The organism is Gottfriedia sp. ABJ_BB2_2, assembly GCF_055484705.1.
The window spans coordinates 124,626-137,332 of record NZ_JBVFKR010000008.1 but is presented as its reverse complement, the minus strand read 5'-3'; the positions used below and the strand labels follow the sequence as shown (position 1 = coordinate 137,332).

Genomic DNA, 12,707 nt, shown 5'->3' with positions numbered 1-12,707 from the left:
TTTGGTGTTCTTTTTATGTAGTCATTTTAAGTCAGCTGAGAAGACATAACGTGCATTATTTTGTTAATTTTTCGATATCTGTCAAAATATCATCAAACGGAACATTGCTTACACCACTATATTCTTTGACAATTTTGCCTTCTTGATCAATCAAATAAAATTTTGTACCATGTATTACTTGAGAGTTATTTTCTGGTTTTTTTACAATTGTTTTAAAGTTTTCAGAAGCAAAAGATTCAATATCAGATTGAGAATAACCAGTTAAAAAATGCCAGCTTGATAAATCTGCATTAAATTTTTCTGAATAAGTTTTTAACGCTTCTGGCGAATCCACTTCAGGGTCAATACTGAATGATACAAAATCAACATCTAATTTTTTTTCAGCAGCTTTTGTTTGTAATTTAGCCATGTTTGCTGTCATTGGTGGACAAACTGTTTCACAGCTAGTGAAGATCATATTACTAACCCATACTTTTCCTTTTAAATCCGCAGTACCAAAAGATTTACCTTCTTGATTTGTGTATGTAAATTTTTCTAAATCCCAATTTAATGGATTCTCTATTTTATTTCCACATCCACTTAAAAATGCTAAGCAAAGCACTAAGATGAGTGGTAACGCTACAAAATACTTTTTCATCTAATATCCCCCTAGGTCGCATTGTACTTGTTTATTGTAACAAATGCTTATCCACCTTTCTAACAATTTGGACGTATTTACATAATTTTTTAAGAATTAGCGCAAGAAATTTTACAAACGAAATGTAAAATGGTACATATTAACAAATAATCTTTTTGAAGGGATGATTGTTTATGTCAAAAAAACTATATGAGAATTATGATAAACCAGCTTATCGAAATAGCTTTAAAGACTTTATAAGTTGGCGAATTGAAAGAAGTAAAAAACAAAAAGACTTTAGTCAATCCATTCCTCAAGCTGATAATAAGTTAGTTTCTTATTTGTGTGAAAATAAAAGTGATACATCAATTACCTGGATCGGACATTCTACATTTTTAATTCAAATTAATGGCTTAAATATCATGACAGACCCAGTATACGCAAATCAAATGGCTTTTACAAAAAGATTATCAAAACCTGGTATTGAGCTATCAGAATTACCTAAAATTGATATGATCTGTATTTCTCATGGGCATTATGACCATTTGGATTTTCATACATTACGTCACTTTTCCAAAGATATTATGTTGCTTGTACCAATCGGCTTAAAACATAAATTTACAAATCGTGGATATCGAAATGTCTTTGAAATGAGTTGGTGGGATACAAAGAAGCTAACTGAATTGAATATTACATTTGTTCCAGCTCAACATTGGACAAAAAGAACTTTATTCGATACAAACCGCTCTCATTGGGGAGGATTTGTCTTCGAAACGAAGGATGAATGCATTTATTATGCCGGGGATAGTGGATATTTTTCAGGTTTTAAAGAAATAGGTAAAAGATTTTCAATTGATACTGCATTACTTCCAATCGGTGCATACGAACCAGAATGGTTTATGAAGCACGACCATATGTCACCTGAGGAAGCTGTGAATGCTTTTCTAGATCTACATGCTAGTCAATTTATTCCAATGCACTATGGGACTTTTAAATTAGCAGATGATACCCCACAAGAAGCGATTGATCGATTACAAAATGCCTGGAGAGAAAATAAAATTCCTTTGGAACAATTAAAGATTGCATTACTTGGTGAAACCATTCTTCCTTCGATTCAATCAAATAAAAAAGAAGAAGCCTTATTTTAGGCTTCTTTAAACGTTTACAAAATTATTCTGTATAATAGACGAATCCAATTGCTCCTTCACCAGTATGCGTACTAATAACCGGTGTCGTGTAGCAAGGTTCAGGAATGTTAAAACTTGTAAGTTTTTGAACAGATTCTTTTAATGAATTTGCTAACAGTGGCGCTTCGGCGTGTGCGATTGCTATACCGCTTACTGTTTTGCCATTCGTATCCTGCTCGAAGTATTTCGTTAAGGTTTTTACTACTTGCGAATGATTACGAACTTTTCCAACTGGTGAATAGACACCACCCTCTAAAGAAGCAATTGGTTTAATACTTAATAAAGAACCAATAAATGCTTTCCCTTTTCCAATTCTTCCGCCTTTAACTAAATTATCTAGGGTATCTACCATAATATATAAATACGTGTTTTCTTTTATTTTTGTTATTTTTGATACGATTTCTTCAACACTTGCATTTTGATTTGCCATTTTCGCCGCTTCGATAACTTGAAAAGCCATTGCTTGCGTAATAAAAGCTGAATCAACAACCGTTATGTCCCCATCAACCATGCTAGCTGCTGCACAAGCAGTTGAATAAGTTCCACTCATTCCACTTGTTAAATGGATTGATATGACTTTACTACCATCTGCAGTTAATTTCTCATATGTTTCCACGAATGTACCTACTGCTGGTTGTGAAGTTTTTGGCAACTCATTTGATTGTTTCATTTCTTGAATAAATTGCTTTGGAGATATGTCAATCCCATCCAAATAAGTTTCACCATTTATTTGAATAGATAGAGGAATAACATTTATATTTAAATTTTCAATATCTTCTTTTAATAAATCTGCCGTTGAATCAGTAACAATTTTAATTTTTGACATTTATACATCTCTCTTTTCCATCATTCTCATAATCCTAAATAAGCAATTATCAATTTTACAAAGTAAATTCATTATAACATTATTAATTTAACAAAACATTATATATTAAGGACTAGTAGAGTATATAGTGTTCAGTTGTTACAAATTTTTGTCTAAAATAAATTATGTAGTACGAAAAATATCTAGTTCTTTTGATCTAATGATTAGAAATGTTAATTAGATTGTTTAAATTTCGTTAGTTGATTTACTACTCCAGTATGCTACCATCCGGTCTCAATCATTGAAATCAATTTATGTCAAATATAAATTCAAAAGTTACAATCTTTATGAAAAGAGCCTAAAAATAAAAAAACTCGGTAATATACCGAGTTTCAATTATTTATTTGCTAGATTTTTTGTCATCTTTGTCTTCTAAAAGATCATTTGTAAGTCCTTGAGTTGAACGCTTAAATTCTTTAAGAGTTTCCCCAAATGCTTTACCAATCTCAGGCAGTTTTTTCGGACCAAATATTATTAAAGCTAATACTAAAATTAATATTAAACCTGGAACACCTATGTTAGCCATTATTTTCCCCCAACTTCCATCCACGAATAAAAAGTAAGTACTTTTGCCTTACTTTCCTTATATAGTAATTTTGTCAAAAATATGCTCGTACGTCAAATCATTTTAAATAAAATTAGACATTATTAATAATTTAACGCACTTTAGTTTACATAATAATATTATTTACTTGTATTTAGTTTTTCAAAAGAGTTCCTTTATAGACTTTTTTCGAATTGTCTATACTCTTCTTCAGTACCTGGTACTGATAGTTTACCCGTTTGAATTTGGTCTTTATACAAAGTCACTTTTTTTAGAATGCTATCATCAACATTTTCTTTTGCTTTTATCAGTCTAATACCATCCTCATTAAGTCCATAAAGTAATGTTTTACCACCTTGGAATTGATGTTCTTTTGATTGCTTTGCAACATCATACACAACTTTATCAAACCGCTTCACGACAGAAATGAGTGTAACATTTTCTGGTAACCCTTGTTGATATTGGTCTTGGTCTACACCAATAACCCATACTTCCTTCTTTTGCTCTTTTTTCTGTTTTTTAGCTTCTTTAAATACACCAATTCCCGTTGAACCAGCAGCTTGAAAAATAATATCAACACCTTGATTAAAAAAATTAGCAGCTATTTTTGTTCCAATCTTAGGTTGTTCATATGTATTCGCATACTTTGTTAATACTTCAATATGCTTATCAGTCATTTTCACACCAGCGAGAAAACCATATTTAAATCGATTAATCGCATCGTTATTACTCCCACCGATAAAACCTACTTTTTTCGTTTTCGTTTTCAATGCTGCAATCATTCCCGCTAAAAAACTACCTTCATTTTCTTTAAATACAATACTTACCGTATTTGGTTGATAGACTTTTGAATCAATGATTGCAAAATTGGTATTTTTATAATTTTTTGAGACATTGTTTACAGCATAGTCAATATTATAGCCAGTTCCAAAAATTAGTTTGTAATCGTTTTTTGCTAATTTTCTTACGTTTTTTTCAAGTTTATATTCACTAGTAGAATCAATTTTTTTTAATTCTTTATTTACAATAATATTTTCTTCTTTTGCAAATTTGGTAATTCCTTCTTCCATAAATGCTTGGTTAAAATATTGATCATCTATTCCATAAGTGTTTGAAACAAATCCTATCTTATATTTTTCTTTTGATGCATCTTTGTCATTACATGCAGAGATAGCGACTGCAAATAATATTATGACAATGCATGCAGTCCTCCATCTATTCATTACCTTTCACCTCATTTTTTCGTATTATTTGTAGTATGATTTTGAAAATCATGTTTTATGTAAAAAAATAGTAGGCAACAGTGACTTGTCAATCGAAGTCTCAGTTTCCTACTATCAGTTCTTTATTCAAATGTACCTTTTACTAATAATTCCCCATTTTGTAACATGATTCTTCCTTTAGAAATAACCGTTTCTATTTCTAATGTATTTTTATTAAGGAAAACAAGGTCAGCATCATATCCTTCCTTAATTTGCCCTTTATTCTGTAACTTTAATATGCTAGCTGGATTACTCGTGATGACTTTAATCGCTTCCTCTAGTGGTACTCCTTCGTTTATAATAGCGTCTTTTACTTCTTTATATAAACTATTTACTCTACCAATCTTCATGCCGCGTAATACTCCCGTTTCATCAAAATCAGGTAGGCTTGCTTGACCATCTGAAGTAAATGTGATTTGTTCGATTTTCACACCACTATTTAACATGCGTTTTAATCCAACACTACATTTTACTTCCCCATTTTCAATGAAATGTGGAATTGTACTCGTTGTAAAATCAACGAATCCACCTTTTTTTGCGTAATGAATACCTGCTTCAAATAAATAGCTATTTCGATTAATATGTGTTGGATAAAACTGAGTAATTGGTAGTTCAGTTTCATCAATGATCTCCTCAATCATAGAAAGCATTGATTTACTATCTCCAATATGTAAATTTACAACCCCAGATTTACCAGATAATAATCCACCATTTCTTGCCTCAGCTGCTATTCTAGCCAATTCTTGTTTCGTGGGCTGTGAAGATCGATGATCAGAAATCGCAATTTCTCCTACCCCTATTATCTTGTCAATTAATATAATATCTTCTTCAATTTTAGAGAATAATGTTTTCACAGGTGTTTGGTAAGATCCAGTATAAACATAAGAGGTAATACCTTCCTCTTCCAATGCTCGACATTTAGCTAAAAGGCTGGGCATAGTACGAGTTGTCCCATCAGTTCCAAGTACGCCAATTACGGTCGTAATACCACTATTAATACAATCTGACAGTAATAACTCTGGCGTTCTGGTTTTAAATCCGCCCTCTCCTCCTCCACCTATTAAATGAACATGTGAATCGATAAAGCCAGGCACAATAAAACAATTTGATGCATCCAATATTTGTATAGGCAATGCTGTATTTTCAAGGGCCATTCCTTTTTGTATAAATGCAATTTTATCATTGGAAACTAAAATATCTTGCTCGCCGTTAGCTGTCGGTGAGTATACTTCACCATTTTTTATTAGAATCATAGCATCCTCCAAATTGTTATAATCGTTTGATTTTAGGTTATCATATTTAAATGTTAATATGTTATATATTCTATCGGACAACTACTAGGAACCAAGGCTTAACTGAAGAAAAACTTATTAACACAATTGTTCTAGGAGGCTATTTTATGAAAAGAGAACTTAAAGAAGAAATAGCAAATGCAATCACACATGGTATTGGAGCAATTTTAAGTATTCCAGCTTTGATATTATTAATCATAAAAGCAATTAACTATGGAAGTGCTTGGCATATTATTTCTTTTACGATATTTGGAGCAACTATGCTTTTACTCTACATTTGCTCTACACTTCTTCATAGCATTCGTCATCCTAATATGATTCGGATTTTTACAATATTAGACCACTCAGCTATCTATTTATTAATTGCTGGGACATATACTCCTTTTTTACTTGTAACTTTAAGAGGCACAATTGGTTGGACATTATTTACTATCATTTGGACATTGGCTGTTTCAGGTGTCTTTTTTAAGTTTATATTTGTTGATCGGTTTGAATTAATGTCTACAATCGTCTACTTAATAATGGGTTGGCTCATCATTTTTGCAATTAAACCAATTTATTATGGGATAACAGGTGATGGATTTTTCTATTTATTATTAGGTGGATTATTATATTCTGTCGGATCAATCTTTTTTCTCGCAAAAAAAATACCTTATAGTCATGCTATATGGCATCTTTTTGTTCTATTTGGAAGTGCATCGATGTATGTATGTGTGTTTAAGTTTGTTGTTTAAAAGAAGCAGTTTTCGTATTTTGTTGCTAATTAAAAGTGCGTAAGTTGATAACAGCTCCAGAATGCTCCCTTTCCGTTTTAGCTAAGCTTGAGCCAATGGTAATTTAATTCGTTGAAAAACATCAAGTGTATTTATTTAAGTGGTGCAATTCACAAATGAATTAGCATCTCTTTTTTATTGCTTTAGAAAATTCCACGATAATGCTATTCAGTAGGAAACAAATTCAATTCTTCCGACTTTTTCTTATGTGATATTGATGTTTTTTTACTGTTGGTGGGTTAAAAAGTATAGAAGCTTTTTTCGGTTGAATAATATGGGGTATCTAATTAATTTGGGTAGGTCTATCTATGTGTTTATTTCTCTTCCTAAGTTAATTATACCATGTAAATAAAAGTTAAAATAGACTGTTTATTCTCATTTACTACTGCTAAAATCAATAGAACATTAATGGTTAGGAGTGATGTTGAATGAGTTCTTTGGTTCTTAGTTTTCAGGAGATTGAAAAAGCACAGCTTTTACTCGTTGGCGGGAAAGGGTTAAATTTAAGGGAATTATCAAAAATCCCAGGAATTCAAGTACCAGAAGGATTTTGTATTACAACAGAAGTATATCAAAATGCCATAAAACAAAATGAAATGTATCGTGCTTTGTTGAATCAACTTTCACAGTTAAACATAACGGGTCGAGACCAAATTGGTGAAATCTGTAAGCAGATTCGACAAGTCATAATGGAAGTAGAAATCCCCTCAAATGTAGTGAATGAAGTTTTTCATTATCTCTCCAAGTTTGGTGAAAAAAATGCTTATGCTGTTCGTTCTAGTGCTACAGCAGAAGATTTACCACATGCCTCTTTTGCTGGTCAACAGGATACCTATTTAAACATTATTGGTAAAGAAGAAATTTTACACCATATCAAAAAATGTTGGTCTTCTCTATTTACTGATCGCGCGGTAATCTATAGAATTCAGAACGGAATTGACCACAGGGAAGTATATATATCCGTTATCGTCCAAAGAATGATTTTCCCAGAGGCTTCAGGGATTATGTTTACTGCTGATCCGATTACGTCTAACCGAAAGCTCATAACTATCGATGCCAGTTTTGGACTTGGAGAAGCACTGGTCTCTGGCTTGGTATCTGCGGATTGTTATAAAGTACAAAAAGATGAAATTGTTAGTAAGATATTCGCAACAAAAAAATTGTCTATTTATGCTCGAAAAGAAGGTGGAACAGAAACAAAACAGATAGATAATAAACAACAAAATGCTCAAACACTGACCGAACAGCAAATATTACAACTTGCACGCATTGGAAGACAGATCGAAGCTTATTTTGGTTCCCCACAAGATATTGAATGGTGTTTAGTTGATGATGCATTTTATATCGTACAAAGTCGCCCAATCACTACTTTATACCCTATCCCTGAACCAAGTGATCAAGAAAATCATGTTTATGTATCTGTTGGCCACCAACAAATGATGACAGATCCTTTGAAACCGTTAGGAATGTCTATTTACGAGTTAACATCTTTTGGACCAAGGTTTAAAGCTGGTGGAAGGATGTTTGTTGATGTCACACATATGCTAGCTTCACCTGACAACAGAGAAAAGTTTTTAGATACGATGGGGCAACATGATCCGCTCATGAAAGACGCACTAATGACCATAGTAGATCGAAAAGATTTCATAAAATCAATACCAAGTAATAAGCAAGAACAGAGTTCCAATAAAAATGTTCCTTCTTCTACTTCAGAAGTACCATTCGCAAATAATCCGACCATTGTTTCTAAATTGATTCAAAAGAATCAAGAATCGATTAAAGAGTTAAAGCAAATTATCCAAACGAAATCTGGTACAGATTTAATAGAATTTATAAAAGAGGATATTCAGGAATTAAAGAAGATTTTATTTGATCCACAGAGTACAGCAGTATTTATGGCTGCTATCCATGCTTCAGCATGGATTAACGAAAAAATGAACGAGTGGTTAGGTGAAAAAAACGCTTCAGATACACTATCTCAATCTGTACCAAATAATATTACTTCGGAAATGGGTTTAGCATTATTGGATGTTGCAGATGTGATTCGTCCTTATCCAAAGGTAATTGATTATTTACAGGATGTGAAAGATGATACTTTCTTGGATGATTTGGTTAAGTTTGAAGGTGGACAAAAAATCCAAGAAGCAATCTTTGCTTATCTAGGTAAATACGGTATGCGCTGTAGTGGAGAAATCGATATTTCTAAAACACGTTGGAGTGAAAAACCAATAACACTTGTTCCACTGATTCTCAATAACATCAAAAACTTTGAGCCTAATACTAGTAAACGGATATTTGAGCAAGGACGACAGGAAGCTTTTGAAAAAGAACAGGAGTTAATACAACGATTGAAGCAATTACCAGATGGTGATCTAAAAGCCAAAGAGACAAAAGAAAAAATCAGCCTTATCCGGAATTTCATCGGTTATCGGGAATATCCAAAATACGGTATGATTAATCGCTACTTCGTTTATAAACAATCTTTACTGAAGGAAGCCAGACAACTTTTACACTCCAATTTGATTCATGAAATAGAAGATATATTCTATCTCACTCTTGAAGAACTTCAAGAAGTCGTACGCTCAAATAAACTGGATTACCAAATCATTAACAAACGAAAAGATGAGTATAAATTATTTGAGAAACTATCTCCTCCTCGTGTGATCACTTCAGATGGAGAAATTATTACTGGTACTTACAAAAGAGGAAATCTCCCAGACGAAGCGATTGTCGGTCTACCTGTTTCATCTGGAACAATCGAAGGACGTGCACGTGTTATCTTAAACATGCAAGATGCTGATTTGAAAGATGGTGATATTTTAGTCACCAAATTTACTGACCCAAGCTGGACGCCATTGTTTGTGTCAATAAAAGGCCTCATCACAGAGGTTGGTGGACTAATGACCCATGGAGCAGTTATCGCACGCGAATATGGATTACCTGCTGTTGTTGGAGTTGAAAATGCAACTAATCTGATAAAAGACGGTCAACGAATTCGGGTTCATGGTACAGATGGGTATATCGAAATATTGTAAATGATAATAAAATCGATAATTAATTTGTAGCACCGCTAACATGTATTATTCATTTCAAAAGAACTAAGTATAATAATAAAAGGCATTGCCTAATGGCAATGCCTTAATTTCATGAAAACAACATTTTAACTATTTTGTTAAAGTTATTGAAAAATGAATATTATTTAAGTTATTCACTCAATCTATCCACTAGCAATATGAGGAATCTTAATTATTGTTCAATTATATCTTTAATATAGTTTGTTAGTTCCTTTGCATCTGTTATACCAATTTGTTCAGGATAAACAGGTGGAAACACTTTTAAAGTAACATTAGCAGGTTTAATTCTATTGCCATTTGCTTCTAAAATATTGTATGTCCCTTCAATTCTCACAGGGATAACAGGAACTCCTGATTTTGTAGCTAGATGAAGGCTACCTGATTTAAATTCACCCATTTGGCTACCTTTACTTCTTGTTCCTTCAGGAAAAATGACTAATGAATGGCCATTTTTGAGTTTTTCTACACCATCTTTTATCGCTTTTAGCGATTGTCTTCGATCACTTCGGTCCATAAAAACGCAATGCATTTGTTCCATCCAACCTGGAACGATTGGTAATTTAGTTATTTCCATTTTTGCAATAAAGCCAATCGGTTTATTTAAGTACCCTAATAGTAAAGGAATATCAAAATTACTCTGATGATTACTTACAAATAAAACAGACTGGTCCTTTGGGATATTTTCTAACCCTTCTACCGTCACTTTACTACCTGTGCAACCGATCATCATTTTTCCAAAATAATCAGGGAATTCGTGCATTTTTCGATCTCTTTCATGTACAGGTATATCATTTGGTAATTTTTTAACTGCTGGTAATTTAAGCTTAGCTTCTATTACACCAGCGACGATACGCGTTGCAGCATATATTGTGCGAAACATATTATTCCTCCGTAAATTGAATATGTTAATTATTATACAAAATGCACCATGACTTGAAAAGTATTTACCATTTTATCCTGAATTTACGATCTAAAAATATAAAAAAAAATCGGCTAATATAGCCGATTCTCTTCAAATCAATTATCTTTAGTTTGAAACTTTAATTGCACTAAAATCTCTTGCTACTACTTTTGCTTTTTCGATTGCGTCAGCTTTAATATCAGCTGCTTTGTCTGGCATTGCTGCCATACCTTCAACGAATAATGTAGTTACATCAGATACACCAACGAAGTTTAAAGCATTTCTTAAGAATGAGCTACTGAAGTCGATTGCTGCTCCAGGTCCTTCTGAGTATACACCGCCACTAGCTTGGATGTGTAATGCTTTTTTGTTTTCTAATAATCCGATTGGACCATTTTCAGTATATTTAAAAGTTTGGCCAGCAACAGTAAAGTTGTCGATAAAGTTTTTCACAACAGCTGGGAAACTGAAGTTCCATAATGGTGTTACGAATACATATTCGTCAGCTTGTGAGAATAACTCAAGATTTTTTCCCATTGCCGCAATCTTTTCTTGTTGTTCAGCACTTAAATCTTCAAAAGAAGTACCGCTTCCTAATTTACCCCATGCATCTAATACAGATCCATCAATCATTGGTACATTTTCTTTGAATAAGTCAAAGTGAACAACCTCATGTGTAGGATTCACTTGTTTGTATTCGTTAATAAATGCTTCCCCTACAGAAAGACCAAATGAATTTTCAATCGCATTTGGATTTGCAGTAATGTAAAGTAATTTTGTCATATTATTCTTCCTCTCAGTTTCGTTTATCTTTAATTCGAGATATATTACAGAAAATAAAGGGATTTCATATCCCTTATCTTCATATTAATATCTTTAATTCAAGATGTCAACACTTTTTCATAAACAAAATATGTAAATTTTATTTTTGATTTTTCATCTATTTGTTCGTCTGATTTTGATGTAATGACCCATTCATTTTTATTAAACTCCGGGAAGAACGTGTCACCTTCAAAATTGTGGTGAATTTCAGTTATATATAATGTATCAAAATAAGGAAAAGCCATTTTAAATAATTCTGCCCCACCTATTACAAATAGTACTTCTTCCTTATGCTCTTTCAAATATTCTTCAAGATCATTTATAACTGTTACACCTTCCGCATCGTAATTTGACTGTCTTGTGACAACGACATTTTTGCGATTTGGAAGTGGTCGACCGATTGATTCATACGTTTTTCTACCCATGATGATCGTATGGCCAGTTGTTATTTGTTTAAAATATTTTAATTCCTGAGGTAAATGCCAAGGTAAATCATTATTAATACCGATGACATTATTTTCACTCATCGCAACAATTGCAGCAATCATACACTAACAACCCCTTTAATAGCCGGGTGTGAATCATAATCTTCTAATGTAAAATCTTCAAATGTAAAATCAAAAATACTTTTGATTTCTGGATTAATTTTCATTTTAGGTAAGCTTTTTGGCTCTCTCGTTAGTTGTAAATTAATTTGTTCAAGGTGATTCGTATAAATATGTGCATCTCCAAATGTATGAACAAAATCACCTAGTTCTAAATCACATACTTGCGCAATCATCATCGTTAAAAGTGCGTACGAAGCAATATTAAATGGTACACCTAGAAAAATATCAGCAGAACGTTGATAAAGTTGACATGAAAGCTTACCATCATTTACATAAAATTGAAAAAAACAATGACAAGGTGCTAAAGCCATTTTATCAAGCTCACCTACATTCCAAGCTGACACAATCAGTCTTCTTGAATCTGGATTCGTTTTAATTTGTTCAATTACTTCTGAAATTTGGTCGGTTGTTGAACCATCAATCGATTGCCATGATCTCCATTGGTGACCGTAAACAGGACCTAATTCTCCATTTTCATCTGCCCACTCATTCCATATTCTCACGCCATTTTCTTGTAGATAGCGAATATTGGTTTCACCTTTCAAAAACCAAAGTAATTCATGAATGATTGATTTTAAATGAACCTTTTTTGTAGTGACTAAAGGAAAGCCTTCTTGGAGGTTAAAACGCATTTGATAACCGAATGTACTAATCGTACCTGTTCCAGTTCGGTCTGTTTTTGTCATTCCATGATCTAGTACATGTTTACATAATTCTAAGTATTGCTTCATATTGACCCTCCTAAGCTTTTAAACTTTCGATG

General features: G+C 32.6%; 12 protein-coding genes. 3 read left to right on the top strand and 9 right to left on the bottom strand.

The window, feature by feature from the left end:
* Positions 1-55: 55 nt before the first annotated feature.
* On the bottom strand, positions 56-637 hold the full coding sequence (locus ACX6U0_RS16705; RefSeq protein ID WP_464961009.1) for an SCO family protein: 582 nt from the start codon (positions 635-637) through the stop codon (positions 56-58).
* Positions 638-810: 173 nt separating this feature from the next.
* Here ACX6U0_RS16705 and ACX6U0_RS16700 point away from each other — a divergent pair, with 173 nt between their 5' ends.
* The gene (locus ACX6U0_RS16700) at positions 811-1,764 is read left to right on the top strand and encodes an MBL fold metallo-hydrolase (RefSeq protein WP_464961008.1); all 954 of its coding nucleotides are present in this window, start codon (positions 811-813) and stop codon (positions 1,762-1,764) included.
* Positions 1,765-1,786: 22 nt separating this feature from the next.
* On the opposite strand, the gene ACX6U0_RS16695 is transcribed toward ACX6U0_RS16700, so the two are convergent.
* The 4 genes from ACX6U0_RS16695 to iadA all read right to left on the bottom strand — a co-directional run bounded on the left by ACX6U0_RS16695 (position 1,787) and on the right by iadA (position 5,727).
* On the bottom strand, positions 1,787-2,629 hold the full coding sequence (locus tag ACX6U0_RS16695; RefSeq protein WP_464961007.1) for a DegV family protein: 843 nt from the start codon (positions 2,627-2,629) through the stop codon (positions 1,787-1,789).
* Between the two features lie 379 nt (positions 2,630-3,008).
* Entirely contained in the window at positions 3,009-3,197 is a 189-nt protein-coding gene (tatA, locus tag ACX6U0_RS16690; RefSeq protein ID WP_087999578.1) for a twin-arginine translocase TatA/TatE family subunit, read from the bottom strand.
* 191 nt (positions 3,198-3,388) lie between these two features.
* A complete protein-coding gene (locus tag ACX6U0_RS16685) occupies positions 3,389-4,435 on the bottom strand; it encodes a BMP family lipoprotein (RefSeq protein ID WP_464961006.1) in 1,047 nt (348 codons plus the stop codon).
* 122 nt (positions 4,436-4,557) lie between these two features.
* Positions 4,558-5,727: a beta-aspartyl-peptidase gene (gene iadA, locus ACX6U0_RS16680; protein ID WP_464961005.1), complete on the bottom strand. Its 1,170-nt coding sequence runs from the start codon at positions 5,725-5,727 to the stop codon at positions 4,558-4,560.
* Positions 5,728-5,873: 146 nt separating this feature from the next.
* On the opposite strand from iadA, the gene trhA reads away from it, so the two are divergent.
* Together trhA and ppsA are read left to right on the top strand one after the other, a co-directional pair.
* On the top strand, positions 5,874-6,500 hold the full coding sequence (gene trhA / locus ACX6U0_RS16675; protein WP_464961004.1) for a PAQR family membrane homeostasis protein TrhA: 627 nt from the start codon (positions 5,874-5,876) through the stop codon (positions 6,498-6,500).
* Between the two features lie 467 nt (positions 6,501-6,967).
* The gene (gene ppsA, locus ACX6U0_RS16670; RefSeq protein ID WP_464961003.1) at positions 6,968-9,574 is read left to right on the top strand and encodes a phosphoenolpyruvate synthase; all 2,607 of its coding nucleotides are present in this window, start codon (positions 6,968-6,970) and stop codon (positions 9,572-9,574) included.
* A gap of 211 nt (positions 9,575-9,785) precedes the next feature.
* Here the strand turns inward: ppsA and ACX6U0_RS16665 are convergent, their stop codons facing one another.
* From ACX6U0_RS16665 to ACX6U0_RS16650, 4 genes are all read right to left on the bottom strand, one after another.
* Positions 9,786-10,493 carry a lysophospholipid acyltransferase family protein gene (locus ACX6U0_RS16665; protein WP_464961002.1) on the bottom strand — a complete coding sequence of 236 codons (708 nt, stop codon included), beginning with the start codon at positions 10,491-10,493 and terminating at the stop codon, positions 9,786-9,788.
* A 147-nt stretch (positions 10,494-10,640) separates the two neighbouring features.
* The gene (locus ACX6U0_RS16660; RefSeq protein WP_464961001.1) at positions 10,641-11,297 is read right to left on the bottom strand and encodes an FMN-dependent NADH-azoreductase; all 657 of its coding nucleotides are present in this window, start codon (positions 11,295-11,297) and stop codon (positions 10,641-10,643) included.
* Positions 11,298-11,395: 98 nt separating this feature from the next.
* A complete protein-coding gene (locus ACX6U0_RS16655; protein ID WP_464961000.1) occupies positions 11,396-11,884 on the bottom strand; it encodes a dihydrofolate reductase in 489 nt (162 codons plus the stop codon).
* A complete protein-coding gene (locus tag ACX6U0_RS16650) occupies positions 11,881-12,675 on the bottom strand; it encodes a thymidylate synthase (protein ID WP_464960999.1) in 795 nt (264 codons plus the stop codon). Before ACX6U0_RS16650 ends, ACX6U0_RS16655 begins: the two co-directional genes overlap by 4 nt.
* Between the last annotated feature and the right edge of the window lie 32 nt (positions 12,676-12,707).